18 protein-coding genes are annotated in these 15,082 nt (G+C 33.5%); 15 read left to right on the top strand and 3 right to left on the bottom strand.

Annotated features, from left to right (window positions below; genetic code table 11):
* The 11 genes from AC27VX_RS02715 to AC27VX_RS02665 all read left to right on the top strand — a co-directional run bounded on the left by AC27VX_RS02715 (position 1) and on the right by AC27VX_RS02665 (position 7,325).
* Entirely contained in the window at positions 1-351 is a 351-nt protein-coding gene (locus AC27VX_RS02715) for a hypothetical protein (RefSeq protein ID WP_236857070.1), read from the top strand.
* A gap of 239 nt (positions 352-590) precedes the next feature.
* Positions 591-1,379, top strand: a complete 789-nt coding sequence (locus AC27VX_RS02710) for a hypothetical protein (RefSeq protein ID WP_236857069.1) — start codon at positions 591-593, stop codon at positions 1,377-1,379.
* Positions 1,360-2,034, top strand: coding sequence for a hypothetical protein (locus AC27VX_RS02705; RefSeq protein ID WP_236857068.1), 675 nt, complete (start codon positions 1,360-1,362; stop codon positions 2,032-2,034). Before AC27VX_RS02710 ends, AC27VX_RS02705 begins: the two co-directional genes overlap by 20 nt.
* A gap of 89 nt (positions 2,035-2,123) precedes the next feature.
* Entirely contained in the window at positions 2,124-2,645 is a 522-nt protein-coding gene (locus AC27VX_RS02700) for a hypothetical protein (RefSeq protein WP_488693731.1), read from the top strand.
* Entirely contained in the window at positions 2,635-2,886 is a 252-nt protein-coding gene (locus AC27VX_RS02695) for a hypothetical protein (RefSeq protein ID WP_236857066.1), read from the top strand. Before AC27VX_RS02700 ends, AC27VX_RS02695 begins: the two co-directional genes overlap by 11 nt.
* Positions 2,886-3,524, top strand: a complete 639-nt coding sequence (locus tag AC27VX_RS02690) for an FEKKY domain-containing protein (RefSeq protein WP_488693730.1) — start codon at positions 2,886-2,888, stop codon at positions 3,522-3,524. The genes AC27VX_RS02695 and AC27VX_RS02690 overlap by 1 nt, the downstream gene beginning before the upstream one ends.
* Positions 3,525-3,556: 32 nt before the next feature.
* The gene (locus AC27VX_RS02685; RefSeq protein ID WP_236857064.1) at positions 3,557-4,387 is read left to right on the top strand and encodes a hypothetical protein; all 831 of its coding nucleotides are present in this window, start codon (positions 3,557-3,559) and stop codon (positions 4,385-4,387) included.
* Between the two features lie 3 nt (positions 4,388-4,390).
* On the top strand, positions 4,391-4,960 hold the full coding sequence (locus AC27VX_RS02680; RefSeq protein WP_236857063.1) for a hypothetical protein: 570 nt from the start codon (positions 4,391-4,393) through the stop codon (positions 4,958-4,960).
* Between the two features lie 88 nt (positions 4,961-5,048).
* Positions 5,049-6,209, top strand: coding sequence for an RHS repeat-associated core domain-containing protein (locus AC27VX_RS02675; RefSeq protein ID WP_236857062.1), 1,161 nt, complete (start codon positions 5,049-5,051; stop codon positions 6,207-6,209).
* 3 nt (positions 6,210-6,212) lie between these two features.
* Positions 6,213-6,602 (top strand): hypothetical protein, encoded by a 390-nt coding sequence (locus AC27VX_RS02670; RefSeq protein WP_488693729.1) that lies wholly within the window; start codon positions 6,213-6,215, stop codon positions 6,600-6,602.
* Between the two features lie 171 nt (positions 6,603-6,773).
* Positions 6,774-7,325: a hypothetical protein gene (locus tag AC27VX_RS02665; protein WP_236857061.1), complete on the top strand. Its 552-nt coding sequence runs from the start codon at positions 6,774-6,776 to the stop codon at positions 7,323-7,325.
* 35 nt (positions 7,326-7,360) lie between these two features.
* Here AC27VX_RS02665 and AC27VX_RS02660 read toward each other — a convergent pair whose 3' ends face one another.
* Positions 7,361-7,519: a hypothetical protein gene (locus tag AC27VX_RS02660; protein ID WP_236857060.1), complete on the bottom strand. Its 159-nt coding sequence runs from the start codon at positions 7,517-7,519 to the stop codon at positions 7,361-7,363.
* On the opposite strand from AC27VX_RS02660, the gene AC27VX_RS02655 reads away from it, so the two are divergent.
* The 4 genes from AC27VX_RS02655 (at position 7,506) to AC27VX_RS02640 (ending at position 10,078) form a co-directional block, all read left to right on the top strand.
* Positions 7,506-8,357, top strand: coding sequence for a VIT1/CCC1 transporter family protein (locus AC27VX_RS02655; protein ID WP_236857059.1), 852 nt, complete (start codon positions 7,506-7,508; stop codon positions 8,355-8,357). The genes AC27VX_RS02660 and AC27VX_RS02655 overlap by 14 nt on opposite strands.
* 8 nt (positions 8,358-8,365) lie before the next feature.
* On the top strand, positions 8,366-8,821 hold the full coding sequence (locus tag AC27VX_RS02650) for a hypothetical protein (RefSeq protein ID WP_236857058.1): 456 nt from the start codon (positions 8,366-8,368) through the stop codon (positions 8,819-8,821).
* 212 nt (positions 8,822-9,033) lie between these two features.
* Positions 9,034-9,516, top strand: coding sequence for a hypothetical protein (locus AC27VX_RS02645; RefSeq protein ID WP_300686639.1), 483 nt, complete (start codon positions 9,034-9,036; stop codon positions 9,514-9,516).
* A gap of 88 nt (positions 9,517-9,604) precedes the next feature.
* On the top strand, positions 9,605-10,078 hold the full coding sequence (locus AC27VX_RS02640) for a hypothetical protein (protein WP_236857056.1): 474 nt from the start codon (positions 9,605-9,607) through the stop codon (positions 10,076-10,078).
* A 520-nt stretch (positions 10,079-10,598) separates the two neighbouring features.
* On the opposite strand, the gene AC27VX_RS02635 is transcribed toward AC27VX_RS02640, so the two are convergent.
* Positions 10,599-12,092: a RagB/SusD family nutrient uptake outer membrane protein gene (locus AC27VX_RS02635; protein ID WP_236857055.1), complete on the bottom strand. Its 1,494-nt coding sequence runs from the start codon at positions 12,090-12,092 to the stop codon at positions 10,599-10,601.
* 17 nt (positions 12,093-12,109) lie between these two features.
* Positions 12,110-15,043: a SusC/RagA family TonB-linked outer membrane protein gene (locus AC27VX_RS02630; RefSeq protein WP_488693727.1), complete on the bottom strand. Its 2,934-nt coding sequence runs from the start codon at positions 15,041-15,043 to the stop codon at positions 12,110-12,112.
* Between the last annotated feature and the right edge of the window lie 39 nt (positions 15,044-15,082).

The following is a 15,082-nucleotide window of genomic DNA, read 5'->3' as shown; positions in this document are numbered from 1 at the left end:
ATGAATAAATTAAATAATATAGAATTAAAAATACTGGATAAACTAAGTCTAAAATATCCCAGTATTAAACAACATATCCCTTTACTTAGGGTTTTAAATCGAGAAATAACGGGAGTAGGTATGTATGTTAATTTTTACTACGTAGATCCCTTAAATATTCCTTTTTTAGAAATATGTAATACTTCAATTAGCACTAATGAAGATCTACATCTTGATACTTTACAATATGGGCTTGCTCATGAAGTGGATATTACAGATTGTAAAATTAATTTTATTGAATTTGTAACTTATGGGGAAAACTGGGATGGGAGTTTTATAAATTATAAATGGTCTGATAATATTGATTTGTAATAATGAGAGGTGATATTAAAGCTGCAAAGTTTTATAAGGCAATGAATCCAAAAGCCTCGAATTTATCTCCAGATCAAGGTTTTGCCAGTTCAAATGGAATTAAATGGTAATATTATAAAGGAAGCACAACTAATTCAACTGGATTAACAATCAAAGGCATTACACCTAATAAACAAACAATAATTTTCACAACGATTAGTTATCAGGCTGCTACGGAGTTTGCGAGTACAACTTTAGGAGTGCTGGCGCAAGCTGGAGCTCATGCGGTAGCACAGGGAGTATTATCTTTAATGCAAGGTAATAATTTTGGACAGGCTTTTATTGCTAGAGCTTTGGGAAGTTTAGGAGCTAGTGCATTCGGAGCCATTGCTAAAGGGGTAGCCAATTCTGCCATAGGACAAATTACTTTTGGAGCTCTGGCAGGAGGTGCAGGTTCTGCTTTATCAGGAGGAAACTTCTGGCAAGGTGCTTTGATCGGAGGTACAGTCGCCGGGTTGAACCATGTTATGCATCAGATGGATACGAGTAATAAATTAGTAACAGAATTAGATTCTCAAGGTAAATATATACTGGAGAGTCAACTTGAACAAGCAGGTTATGATCCTTGGGCTAAGCCAGTAGCTACAAAAGAATATGCTCAAACCATGATGGAAAAAGTGGCAATACTTAAAAATCAAAGAGATTTAGCAGGCGGAAGAGGAAAGATTGCAGGATTCACAAATGCAGATAGCTATCATGGAGCAACAAATGTAAAAACCGGAGATATTTATTTAGCTAGAAATAGCTTATCAACAGCAAGTAATATGTCTTTGGGAACAGTTATTTTCCATGAGCTAAAACATTTAGTATTTTATTGGAATCCAGGATTCCAAAAACTTCTCAAATACTCTGGTCAAAAACGGAGTGACTATGAACATTTTTTAATACATAAAGAAATCGGTACTGTATTATTAAATAGTAGATTTACTTTTGGTACAGGAGATGCATTAAAATCATTAAATCAAAAATATGGCTGGCAATATAAATAACTCATTATTATTACTTTTTCTGTTTTTACTTTGTAATTGTTATAATCTAAAGAAAACTGATGAAAAAGAAAATATCTACATTAGGTTGAATAAGAATATTTCTTATAACCAAGATATTGTAAGTTATTATATTGTAAACAAAACAGATAATGACATACGAATTTTATGTAATCCTGATTTTTTTCAACGTGAAAAAGATAGTCTTTTTATAAATACATGGTTTAACCCTAAAATAAATATATACAACAACAAAAATATTGTAATTCCTGGTTTATTTAGGGTGAATTATAAAGGAAAAATTTTAGATAGTTTAGCTTCTATAAAAGAAGAATATAAAGAAATAGAAAGTTTGAGTAACATCAATAATATTGATCTTTCTCTTTTAAGAAGATATATTAAAACTATCAAAAGAAATGATTCTATGAAGTTTTCAACAAGAATTGATTTTGAAAATGAACCTCGTTTTTATGATTTTTCAGAAATAGAAGGTTATATTTTGAAAAAGGATAAGAAATACAATTTAAAGATATGTCTTAACGAAAATATTAATCCTCAAGTCAGAGATTATCTAAAAAAAGAGAATATTTATAACAGAAAAATTTGTAGTAATCAAGTACAATTAGTCTTTATTAAAACTAATTATTCTGATGAGTAGCAACACTTCTTGGGCTTGATAGTGCTACCCAAATTGCCAACGAAATTGGAAAGTTTGGAACTATTTTAGTACAGGGAGCTGCACACGCTATGGCACAGGGTGTATTGTCTTTAATACAAGGACAGGATTTCCTTGAAGGAGTACTGAAAGGGGCTGTCATTGGTGGTGGTGTGGCCGTAGTTACAAGTTTAGTATCTTCAACATTTCAGTATTTCTTGAATAAGAGACCTGCACTTACAACTTTAGAAGATCTTAAAAACCTAGGATTTGATATTACTGCAACAGGAGAAGATTATACTAGTACATTACAAGTCAGAAGTGACTTTGATAACTTAGTAGAAGATTATGAAACATCAGCATCTAATATAAATAATGAAATGAAGTTAGCTACCAATGCTGATTTATATGCGTACAACTACAATTTCAATAGTAATGGTCATATTCAATCGAATGATATAAGAGATACAGGATATATTTTAGGCTTTAACGTCGGAAAATCACGTTCTTGGCTAAGTACTTTATTTAATAAAAAACCAGAATCTGTTACATACATTTCTCCTGTATTAGGAAGATATACTGATGGAGTGAAGAAAGCCTGTCATGGGACATGAATATATTCATGGCTTTCATAGATATATCGGTTTGGCGGCTAGATATTCCCAAGAAGCATTCCACACTTATACAGAGGCTTCAGCACATCAATTTTCTTTAGGAGTTTCAACGATTTTTGGAGATTCATGGTATCAACAAAGTGAACTTCAAATGTTTTTAAACTATGGGGGTAAATTTCCGAGTGCATTTGATTGGAAGCCTGCTTTATCTAAGATTAGTAATTTAAAACTTTTTAAATAATGGTATTAAGAAGAGTGTTAAGTCTATTATTAATAATTATATTATTAATAATTTCATATTTTTTCAATACATATTCTGCAAATTACCCATCAAAACTAAGAGCTGATTTAATAAGTTTTGATTTTGACATGAAAATATTTCTATATTGCTTGATTGCAATATTCCTATTATCCACTTTTATGGCTGCCATACCTTTTAGAAATAAAAGATATGGATATAAATTTTTTTTAGTTTTTATAAGCATGAACTTAGTTTTTATAATCATAAATTTTATAGGAAGTTCAAAGCAATATTTTGAAAAAAAAAATGAATATGAATATTTACTTGTAAAAACAAAGCAACGTGCAGAATCTGACATGAAGACAGATCTTATCAAGTGTTATTATTTCGGAGGAGATTTTATTTTTGATAATTTGTACAGGGATCACCAAAAAATAGGTAAAGAAATTGATAGTTTAACAAAAACCTATGGGGTTATATATATTAATAAAGGAGGAGCTATTGATGATATTTCAATTGAATTAAATAATAGATATGAAGAATATACGGAAAGTTTTTTAGAAAAAAGAAATGGTAAAAACTGGAAATATAAAATGAAAAAAGAAATAGAATTACTTAAAAACAAGTACAAAAAATAGCTTACAAGCGCCTTTATCAATGCCCTCTGTTAATGGGTTCTGTCACAGGAGGAATCTCCGGTGGATTAGGACAGGTTTTTAGTGCCAGCGGTTTCTGGGGATCTGTAGGAAGCAGTGCTTTCGCAGGAGCAGGAACAGGAGGTGTTACAGCTTTACTTACCGGACAAAACTTCCTTGAAGGAGTACTGAAAGGGGCTGTGATTGGAGGGGTGGTCACAGCACTAGGACAGGGTATTAACCAACTCTTTAATAGACCTAATGGAAATCAAATTGTAAGCGAAGTAAAAAGAGAAGATATTTTTAGCCCTACAGTATCAAGTCCTGAAGATACGCAAAAGTATTCTTATGGTACAATGAAAGAATTTGAAAAGGGATATGGTAGTTTAAGAAAGTATGGTGTAGAATATTATTACTTGAAAAATCCAAGTGGTTACGGTATAGCAAAAGATGGGAGTTTTTATAGATTGAGCTTTTGGAACAAAATTGGACTGGGAAGCGTACCGGAAACTTCAAATGTACTGGGAGTAACTTTAGGCAACGACATTTATATCTCAAAGGCAGCATTTGCATCCAAAGGTTTATTAACGGAAGTTGTTACACATGAAACCGGACATGTTATTTTAGGAAACTCAAATCTTTCCGTGTTAGCAAGTTCTTTTTTTGAGGGAAAAGGTAGATTTGCTAAATTCTTTGATGATTTAGGGCATATATCAATAAGAAAAATGTCTCTAAAGCTATTTGATACAAATACATGGCTACAAAAGTCAGACTGGATGCAAGTTATAAAATCTTGGGAGATTCCGGAATCAAATCCTCTATTAGATAAGTTACTTATTCCTTTGATTAAACCTTTTAAATATTAACTTATGAAAAAGTATATAGCACCATTGTTACTTTTTATTTTCACCTCTATACTTATATCGTGTGAAAAAAAAGACTTAAAAATTTATGCTTCAATAAATAAAAAAGATTCTATTTTGATTTTAAAAATTGAAAATACAACAGAAAAAGATTTTTTAATAGAAATCCCTACATTGGAAAACTTTTTTTATGAAGATGAATTCAATGAAATTGGTCCTGAATATTTTGGACCACTTACATTACTAATTATGAAAAAAGATAGTAGTGATATTAAAAAGTATATTGCTTTAAAATGTGAAGGAATAGAAGACCACCATACCTTAAATACTAATTATCCAAAATTTATTGATAAAAAAAGTAGTAGAAAGTATTATTATAAATTAGTTGGATATAAATCTGGGCGAACAATTCTTTTAAAAGATGACAATTTTAAAACTGTTATACATAATTTAAATATTTCAGTAAATGATAAACGAAAGGAGAAGCTTATGAAACTGAAGGATCAAACATGTGGCAATTATACATATTTTACCGGAAGTATAAAATTTTACCCAGATAAAATTATTTTGCCTTAATAGAAATGGTTTTTACAAATTTTTATATAAGGATTATACAAGAAGCATCTTTAGCCATGAGCATCTTACAAAGGTAGGAATCATCCATATGAACGGTAGATTGTATGATCCTTTATTAAGGAGATTCTTAAATGCAGATGAGAACATCCAGGACCCTACAAATACGCAGAATTATAATAAATATGGCTATGTTCTGAACAATCCTTTGATGTATAATGACCCGAGTGGAGAATTTGCTATTGTTGCCTTGATAGCGGTGATGGCTAAAGCGGCCTTCGCTGCAATTGCAATAACCGCTGCTACCTATACTACCATAGCATTAATAAAAGGAAATTGGACGGTTAGCGGATTTTTTAGGTCTATTTCTTCAGCAGCGATTACCGGAATGGTAAGCGGAGCACTGTCTTTTGGGATAGGAACATTGTTTCAGGTCGCTAGTATTGCCAATTCTTTAGGAACAACAGGCGTTACGCTTGCAAGAGCGGGATTACATGCTGTAAGCATGGGTGTACTTTCTTCCGTTACAGGAGGTAGTTTTTGGAGTGGTGCTGCAAGTGGAGCATTTGCAAGTTTAAGCGGTGATTTGCTGAACGGTGTTAAAGGCGGATTTTTCGCAAGTGATACGGGCAAAATTTTAACAGGTATGACCTCTGGAGGTGTAGGTAGTGTATTAGCAGGAGGAAACTTCTGGGAGGGTGCTATGAGCGGATTTTTTGTGATGGCTTTTAATCATTTGGAACATAAAACAGATAACCCGTTCGATACAGAAAAAAATAAGAAAGCAAATTATAAGATTCCAAGAAAAAACGTAAACGCTTCAGACGGTGACGGGGTTATGGATAAAATAGGAAAGGCATTAGGTGGTTTAGGAATATCAACCAACACCAAATTAGCGATCATGCAATTAGTAAAAGGAGATCTTACCGCTTTTGGAGGCTATTTGAAAGGGTTGGCTAGGTTTGGACAAGGAATTGCTGTGTTAGGTGCAGGAGTAGCACTTTATCAATATTCTATTAATCCTACTACGGCAAATCTTCTTAATTTTGTAATAAGCACAGCTTCAATTATCTTTTCACCGGCGGCTAGTTTAGCTTTAGGGTTTTTAGATGCAACAGGAGTTAGTGGCAAGGTTTATAACTATGTGGGTAATATAATTGATAATCAAGTAGGCTATTCTGTAGGAAAAGCATTCTTTAACAACTTTCAATATACCTATAACCATATCCAGACACAACTGGCAAAACCATAATCTATGAAAACACTTACTTATTTATTTTGGAGCTTGAAAAAATATTATGAAAAAGTTTGGTTAACAAAGGGACAGTATAATTGGACGATATTAGTTTTTAGTCTCCCCTATAATATTCCTATAATGCTTTTTTCGGGAGCCTTTGTTCAGGTATTTATTAACCCCTATTTAGAAATGGAGATATTGCGAATAATAATATTTTTATTATTTACTTTATTAATTTTCTTTTTATTAGCGCAGCCTCTGAAGTTAATTTTCCCAAGGAAAAAGATAGAAAGCTTATCTTATACAAAAGAGGAGGTAAAAAGATATCGATTAAATATTTTATACTTTTTCCTGGGTGTCATACTCTTAATTGCTTTATTAGTAATCTATAAAAAGTATGTTAGCTAATCGAGAACAAAGGTAGTATGAACTATTGTATTCGGAGCTATTTATGGAAGTGTAAGCTCCCCCAAAAACAGGAAACTACATGGATTAATCTTTACCAGGATATGATGGTAAACTTCCCTGTTTCAGTTTACTTAAGAAATTTTTACTACCCGTTTTTAATCGAATAATGAAATGAAAATAATATTTATATTACTAATTATCGCACTTGGAATTTGTTCTTGTACAAATAAGAATGAGTGCAAGGCCATTACATTGGAAAAAAAATATATTGGGAATCAAGAAGATCTTATTATAGATTTAAATTATAGTACTGATAAAAAAGCAATAAATTTATCCATATTAAACGTAGGAAAAGATTCTATTGTTTTTACGCTTCCAAAATTGAACTTTGTTTTGATAGAAAATAATAATAAAATAAATAAAGATGATGATGTAATAAAGCCATATACCCCCTATGTTCATATCTCCAAATCAATTTCATATATTAAAAAGGGCTCTAATATTAAAAATATCAGCACAGATTTTACAATGCAAAGAAATGAAGAAAGTATTCCTATTAAAATAGGATTCAAAGAAAAGTTTATAAAAGAACTTTATATAGATTGTAAAAAATCTGATATAGGAGATTACATGATATATTTCTTAGCAAAAAATAATTCAAATAATGATAAACTTATTCAAATTCAATATCCACGTGAGGTTATTTTAAAGATCAAAAAATGATGTTAATATCTGTTAGCATAAAATGAGTAATTTATCTAGGTATCAGGATTTTTCCTAACGTATATTGCTCTGGTCATTTGGGGAGCAGTAGTAGGAACATTGATCAGTGCAGGGATGTATGCAAAACAGGCACTGGTCATGAATAGCTGGTAATGGAATGGTTTTGCCAATGCTCTGTTAATGGGTGCAGTCACAGGAGGTGTCTCCGGCGGGCTGGGACAGGTATTCAGCGCCAGTGGCTTCTGGGGGGCTGTAGGAAGCAGTGCTTTTGTAGGAGCAGGAACAGGTGGGGTAACAGCTTTGCTTACCGGACAGAACTTCCTTGAAGGAGTATTGAAAGGGGCTGTAATCAGTGGCGGTGTGGCTGCTGTAAGTTATACTGTTAATTATTTTATAACAAACCAATCCACAACATCATATATGGAAGCATCAGACGAGAATATTCTATCTGATGGAACGCCTGTTGGTAATAGAAGTTATGCAAGAGAGCTTTATAAATCTCAGTTTGAGCACCAAAGTGGATTGTCTTCCGGTGATATTTATAACAGAGCTAATCCGGGAGGAACTATGAATTCGGAAACAGGATTTATAGAATATTATTCTAAAAATGGTGAAAAGATAGAAGCATTAGGAGTGACAACAACAAAAAAAGATTTTATTTCAGGAAAAATAAAATCTAAAATCTACCTTTCTAATCAAGCTTTCAGTAGTAGAGAACAACTATCCTATGTTCTTCAGCATGAATTAAATCATGTTAGGTTAGATTGGTCAGCTTTTGCAGATGCTAGCGGAAAATCAATTTCATTTAAAAGTGACGAACCTGCTTTTAAATATAAAAACAGGCTTAATAATGTCGGGCATTACTATATTGAAGAAAGCGGTACCAATTTCCTTAATAATAATGGATGGCAGAATATGATTAAACATATTCCAGATAGAGTTTTTAATACTATGTGGTATCATGATTTTAATGAAGCGATTAAAAAACTTTTAATAGGTACGGATAAAAAGATAAATATAAACTTTAAATAACAATTATTATGAAGTTAGTAACAAAGACGATTCTGACTATATGTCTTTTATTAATAGTAAGTTCTTGTAAAAAGAACAGTAAAGAATATGAAATTCTAAATGATTTTATTCAAACTAATAAAATTGAGATAACTTGTTTGCAAGATGAACCTTTTTGCTTTAAAGATTTGCATTTAACTGATTTAGAAAAAAAAACATTAAATATAAATCTTAAAAATGATGTATTTTGTAATGGAAAAATTGATTTAGATAAATTACATGGAATCAAAATTAAAAAAGAGATGTATAAAAGTCAGATATCTTTTCCTATTTATAGTAATGACGGAAAATACATCTATGTAGTTGTATCACGTTACTATACTAATAAAATTAATTTCTATGAATCAACCATATTATATAAGCTTGAGAAAATTAATAATCATTGGAAAATTATTGATGAATATAAAAATGTTACTCAAAGTTAATTAATTCAAATTATCTATGAGAAGGTGAAGAATTCCCGTTTTTCAAACAGTTAATAAATATAAAATATACTCTAATACACTAAAACTTCTTATATTGCCTACAGACAAGAATGGATAGGAATTTTATCGAAGAAATGAAGTTAAGAAAAGCACTATTGTTATTATGCCTTTTTCAGTTTACAGTTATCTTATCTCAGGAAAGCTGTATTAGTATGACAATTAACCAGGCTAAAAATGACAGTTTAAATATAAGATTTACAAATAAATGCAAGGAAGAAGTTGCATTATACCAGTATAATACGATAACCAATACACCGCTTAATAAAGCTTATGATTTTGACAGTATTGCTTTATTGGAAAAAAGGAAATACGATATACAAAATATTACAGTGGCTCAAAACCACGAAAGTCCAATTGATTATCAAAAAGTAAAAAAAGACTTTTTCATTTTAAACCCGAATGAATCCCATGAGTTTACTTTTCCTTTGCTCATTTTTCTAAAAAAACACCAATCAGTTTATGAGAAAAATGACAATTATTATCTATTTCATAATAAATACGAGGGGAAAAAAGTACAGTTTAAGCTAAGGTATGACGCAAAAATCATCAGTGAAAAGCTGGTAAATTTTGAAAATCAAATGTCCTTATACACTCAGTCCATCAAGTCTAATATGATCAAAGTGGTTTTAAAATAGAACTTAGATGATTCTTCAATGTTTCGACAGCAATTTTATTTGGAACAAACCGTTATTTTTATTTCAAATCACAGCTATAAATATTCGAATGAACTTATTTACTCCAAAAAAAATTCTATTCTTCATCTTTTGTTTCACCGTATTATCCTGTGAACAAAAAGAAGTACTGGCCAAAGACATTTCAATTAAAACATTCAGCAGAAATCTTTCTACAATAAACGGAACCGATATTTATACAACAAACCTTATGACTGAGTCTGACACTTCCGACACACTCAGGTTTAAACTAACAGATAAGGATTGGGCTTTTTTAAGAGAAAGTTTTGACAAAAATAAAATCTATCTTATTAATAATAACACAAAGATAGGGATAAAAGCAAACTCCATTACCCCTGGAGATACTATTGTAATGAGAACAAATGAAAGATCTCTTTCAATAAACTATCGCTATTTTCTTGACGAAAAAGAGAATATAGATACCGTAAAAACCAGAAATTTCAAAAAATTCATGCACACTTTTGATTCATTAGTTTATTATAGATCCAGGAAACCTATTAATTAAGATTTTAAATGCCGAAAACACATCCTGGGATTGTAGCAAAAAGTGATTTAAGCTTTGAGCTATCCTATATTGGATATAATACTTTCTCAATCGAACAAATATTATTTTTAATGAAGGCTGTGAGCCCTGATTTTTATTCAAATCAATGGCAACATCTACCTACTTTCAAATTTTAATGGTTACAGTCATGATGATGAAAATAGATTTGATAATACACCACAGGGAAAAGAAAGATACATCAATAACATTTCCCTATCGGATCTTTTTTATTTTTCGGAAGACCTAAAATCTCATGAGCCAGAAACTCAGAAGAAAATAGGATCATATATTCTGGAATTTTGGAAAATGAGACTTTATTATTTGTTTCCGGATAAAAAATTTGATTTTATTGTTTCAGAAAATGGATTATTTGATGAGAGTGGTATTTGTATTACTTTTTCTCAAATCTCATAATACCTATATTGAAAAACCACTGCAAAAGCAGTGGCTAAAAATCAAATCTAATTATTTGGATGATGTATTATAAATTAGGGTTATTCTCAGATTCTCTCTGTGGAATACTGAATAAATAATAATTGCTGTTGGGCGTGAAAGCAGATTTATCCGGAAAATCAAGAACAGAATGCCCCTTGCCATCTACAGTTTTCACGGTACCATCCGGTGTCGTTATCTGAACTTTTATCGGTTTGCCATCAGCATCTACAAACGGTTTTCTTACCACTGTCCCTTGTGTTCTGATAATATCTGAAAGGGAGAAACCTTCTCCGAATAATTCTTTTCTTCTTTCGATCAGAACTGCATCTACTACTGCATTCTGTGCTAGTGAACCATTATAAATATTGGCATTTCTTGCTGATTTCAACTGATTCAGAACAACTACTGCCTGAGATACATTTCCGTTTCTGGCCTCGGCTTCAGCTTCGATCAGATACATTTCTGCAGCTCTCATGTATACAATATCTGCAATAAGGGTGGATTTAAATTTAAATTTAGCATACCTCAGCAGCCCTTCCCTTCCTTTAAGGCCATCCCATGAAAATAACTGGGATCTGATATCATTGGCATCAAACAGATCTTTAAAGTAAGGATCGGCCATAAAGCTGTAATAATAACTTCCCGATGAAGACACATCCAGATAATGGAATGCATAACTTGCATCAGATTGTTCCTGCGTCTGCCCATGTCCCCAGATCCATTCTGCATTGTTGATATCATTGAATCCGTCTTTATATTTTTCAGGAGCCATCAGTGGAAAGCCTTGTCTTGCAATTTTTGCGGCTGCTGAAGCTTTGCTCCATTCACCGGTATTCAGATAAGTTCTTGCCAAAAGACCGTTCACAACAGAGCTGTTAATTTTATCTTTATTGTTTCTTGTATAATTTTTCAACAGGTTATCTGCCTCTGTAAGATCACTTTTAACCAATACATAAATTTCTTCAAGACTGGCTCTTTTCTTTCCTATGGTACCGGTAGTAGATGGTTCCGTATAAATCGGAGCCGTTAAAGCTGTTTTATCTTTCAGATAGCTGAACTGGTAAAAACTCGCCAGATTCAGATAACAGAAAGCGCGTAATGCTTTTGCCTGGCCTTTTACCTGATCCTTTTTATCCTGGCTTCCTTCCGTACCGTCGATTCTTGCAATCACATTATTCATATTATTAATTGTGGAATACAGCATTGTCCAGATGAATAGCGGTCGGCTCGCCGTACTGTTCACCATTTCTGTAAAAGCATAGGTAGAAGCAAATCCATATTTGTTGGTCAATACCGCTACATCACTTCCCATGGCATCACTTGCTCTTAAAACAGTTGAATAACCAATGTTAGCATAGGTAGTTCCGTCGTTATTAAATTTTGCCCAGGTACCGTTCACTACTGTTTCAGCACTTTCTGCTGTTTTAAAAACTTCTACACTGTTAGCCTGATCAGTTGGAGCAGTATCCAAATCATTTTCACAACTTGTAAGCGACCATAATCCGACAAGAGCAAATGATAAATATTTTAATTGTTTCATTGTTTCAATTTTAAAAGTTAAAGAGTTGCCTGAAGACCGAAAGTGATCGTTCTCATTGCAGGATATCTGTAATAAGTAGTTCCGTCCAGTGCCTGCTCAGGATCCATTCCTTTATGTTTATAGAAAGTCAGAAGATTTTCCGCCTGAATATAAATTCTGAACTTTTTAAGTCCTATTTTTTCAAAATAATCACCAGGAAGCGTATATCCTAAGCTTACATTTTTAAGTCTTGCATACGTTCCTGAGTATAAGAATCTCGAAGATGTTGACGTCCAGTTATTCGTTGTTGTGCTCAATCCCGGCACATCTGTATTAGGATTTTCCGGTGTCCACCTGTTCAGCATTTCTGCACTCCATGCACGTCCTCCGGCACCTCCGTTATGCATGATTGAAGTATAATCGGTATCGAGAATCTTCCCTCCTATTTTAAATGTCAGTAACCCTGAAAAATCAATATTCTTATAAGTGATACTAGTACTGATTCCCCCAGTCAGCTTAGGCAGCGCAGAACCCTGTATTATTTTTGTTGCTTTTGAATACTCTGATGTTGTTCCTTCCACAGAATTTCCGTTAGCATCTGTAGAAATCGTTTTCCATAGAGGCTTTCCGTTGCTAGGATCTACTCCTGCCCATTCCGGAATAAAGAAATCATATACAGAACCACCTTCGCGTAAAAGTTTAGTTCCTACAACAAGAGATCCTGCCGGTAACTTGGTCACTTTATTATTTAAAGTACTTAGGTTAATATCTACATTCCACTGGAAATTATCATTCCTGATCGGGGTAGTAAATAACGAGAACTCGAATCCGGAATTTTTAATTGTCCCAATATTTGCCGGATAATCGCTGATCCCCAATGATGGTGCAACAGGCATATTAAACAACAGATCCTGGCTTTTTCGCTCGAAGTATTCAATATTTCCTTTAACTCTGTTATTCAGAACGGCAAACTCTAACCCTACATTTAAATTAAGGTTGGTTTCCCACTTCACGTTCTTTGTAGATGTTTTCTCCAGAGTTGTTCCCGGTTCTCCTCCAAGGCTGATGAACCTGTACAGTTCCTGATAGGCATAATACAGAGGCTGCCCATTCGGACGCAGTAACTTATCATTCCCCTGACCACCGTAACTTGCACGTAATGTCAACTGATTGAAGGTGTTCAGGTTTTTGATAAATTCTTCATTTGAGATCTTCCATGAACCTCCAACAGACCAGAACCTCCCCCATCTGTTATCCGGCGAGAATCTCGAAGAACTGTCCGCCCTTCCGGAAGCAGATAGGAAATAGGTATTGTTATAGTCATACTCTACTTTTCCAAGGAAACTCAATAAACTTAATTTATTACTGTTTCCACTGAAACTTCCCAATAAAGAAGCCGCATCCGGCTCATAATAGTAAGGCAGAGAAAACTGGCTTCTGGTACCGGATATGGTCTGGTAATCGTATTTGTAGAACTCATGTCCTGCCAAAGCATTCACATGGTGTTTTCCAAATTTTTTATCAAAAGTCAGAATATTACTCGTTGTATAAGAAAGTGTTCTGCTATTGGTTCTCGTTACCGAGCCTCCGATCTCAGCTCCCTGTCCAAGAAGCGGGTTTGAGTAATAATGTCCATTATAATTAACCAGATCAACAGAAAAACTGGTCTTGAACTTTAGCTCAGGTAAGAATGTAAAATCAAGGAATCCTTTACCAGAAAAATTATCTTCCTGATTTTCGTTTTTATCCAACGGTAAAGTTGCTGCAGCATTCTGATTCTGAAGAGCATTGGTTGGTCTGTATTTTCCAAAATCATAAATTCTGTTTCCCGCTGCATCTACAACATATGACCCATCTGCATTTCTTTCATAATAAGGATAGAATGAAGGAATGAACCGTGCCGCATTGATAATATTACTTGCCTTGGAATCTGAAGAGGTAGGAGCCTGCTGAACACTGTTTGTGTAACTTAAGTTCACCCCAACATTCAGCCATTTTTTCACTTCAGAATTAATCTTTAATCTTGTATTATACCTTTTAAATCCTGATTCAATGGCCATTCCTTTATCATCCAGATATCCGAGGGAAAAGAAATAATTGCTTTTTTCACTTCCACCGCTAATATCCAGATCTACCTGGTTTCTGGAAGCTACTCTTTGCAGGATATCTCTCCAGTTATCATTCCATAGAGGTGATGCTCCCGGCAAAAGTTTCCCGTCCATCCCTACCGGTTTCGGATAACTTGCTCCGTAAGGGTTAATCCCAAGGGTTGAAACAAGATTATCAGTTGCCATCTGGCCGGCCTGCTGTGAAGATATTTTACCGGATTGATATCCGTTTCTCAAAGCTTCCCAGTATAATTGAAAATACTGATCCGTATTCACCTGCTCATAATCTTTTACTGCTCTTCCGGAGAACCCCTGGCTTATATTAAAGTTAATTTTAGCTTCGCCTTTTTTCCCGGATTTCGTAGTAATGATAATGATTCCGTTTGCTCCTCTGGATCCGTACAAAGCACTTGCTGTAGCATCTTTTAAAACACTTATGGATTCAATATCACTTGGACTTATAGAGTTTAGGTTTCCATCAAAAGGAATTCCATCCACTACATAAAGTGGATCACTGGAAGCACTGATTGATCCAATTCCTCTGATTCTGATTGTAGAAATAGCCCCTGGCTGCCCTGAAGCGCTTGTTGCCTGAACCCCCGCTACCTGTCCTTCCAGAGCTTTGGTAATATTGGTTACAGGTCTATTGTTAATTTTATCACTGGAAATAGTTGCTACTGAACCTGTATAGCTGTTTCTTTTAGCCTTTCCGTATGCTACTACCACTACTTCATCAATCTCCTTTTCACGGAGCGTATCTTTTTTCAACCTGGAAGTCTGCCCGCTTACACTTGCAATTCCTAAGAAAAATACAGCTACTGGCGGTATCCAAATTTTAGAATTAAATAAAGTTTTATTAATCATAATCAATTTTGTTTATCAAATATTAAAAATCAACCCCTT

Source organism: Chryseobacterium sp. 14P4.3.2, from assembly GCF_057799275.1.
This window is presented reverse-complemented; position numbering and strand designations above follow the sequence as displayed.

What these genes read in the sequence shown, in the direction of transcription:
- AC27VX_RS02675 (WP_236857062.1), top strand. Translation starts at nt 5,049, where the DNA reads ATGAACGGTAGATTGTATGATCCTTTATTAAGGAGATTCTTAAATGCA.
- AC27VX_RS02690 (WP_488693730.1), top strand. Translation starts at nt 2,886, where the DNA reads ATGGTATTAAGAAGAGTGTTAAGTCTATTATTAATAATTATATTATTA.
- AC27VX_RS02700 (WP_488693731.1), top strand. Translation starts at nt 2,124, where the DNA reads ATGGCACAGGGTGTATTGTCTTTAATACAAGGACAGGATTTCCTTGAA.
- AC27VX_RS02670 (WP_488693729.1), top strand. Translation starts at nt 6,213, where the DNA reads ATGAAAACACTTACTTATTTATTTTGGAGCTTGAAAAAATATTATGAA.
- AC27VX_RS02685 (WP_236857064.1), top strand. Translation starts at nt 3,557, where the DNA reads ATGGGTTCTGTCACAGGAGGAATCTCCGGTGGATTAGGACAGGTTTTT.
- AC27VX_RS02650 (WP_236857058.1), top strand. Translation starts at nt 8,366, where the DNA reads ATGAAGTTAGTAACAAAGACGATTCTGACTATATGTCTTTTATTAATA.
- AC27VX_RS02655 (WP_236857059.1), top strand. Translation starts at nt 7,506, where the DNA reads ATGGGTGCAGTCACAGGAGGTGTCTCCGGCGGGCTGGGACAGGTATTC.
- AC27VX_RS02695 (WP_236857066.1), top strand. Translation starts at nt 2,635, where the DNA reads ATGGGACATGAATATATTCATGGCTTTCATAGATATATCGGTTTGGCG.
- AC27VX_RS02645 (WP_300686639.1), top strand. Translation starts at nt 9,034, where the DNA reads ATGACAATTAACCAGGCTAAAAATGACAGTTTAAATATAAGATTTACA.
- AC27VX_RS02715 (WP_236857070.1), top strand. Translation starts at nt 1, where the DNA reads ATGAATAAATTAAATAATATAGAATTAAAAATACTGGATAAACTAAGT.
- AC27VX_RS02630 (WP_488693727.1), bottom strand. Translation starts at nt 15,043, where the DNA reads ATGATTAATAAAACTTTATTTAATTCTAAAATTTGGATACCGCCAGTA.
- AC27VX_RS02665 (WP_236857061.1), top strand. Translation starts at nt 6,774, where the DNA reads ATGAAAATAATATTTATATTACTAATTATCGCACTTGGAATTTGTTCT.
- AC27VX_RS02640 (WP_236857056.1), top strand. Translation starts at nt 9,605, where the DNA reads ATGAACTTATTTACTCCAAAAAAAATTCTATTCTTCATCTTTTGTTTC.
- AC27VX_RS02635 (WP_236857055.1), bottom strand. Translation starts at nt 12,092, where the DNA reads ATGAAACAATTAAAATATTTATCATTTGCTCTTGTCGGATTATGGTCG.
- AC27VX_RS02680 (WP_236857063.1), top strand. Translation starts at nt 4,391, where the DNA reads ATGAAAAAGTATATAGCACCATTGTTACTTTTTATTTTCACCTCTATA.
- AC27VX_RS02705 (WP_236857068.1), top strand. Translation starts at nt 1,360, where the DNA reads ATGGCTGGCAATATAAATAACTCATTATTATTACTTTTTCTGTTTTTA.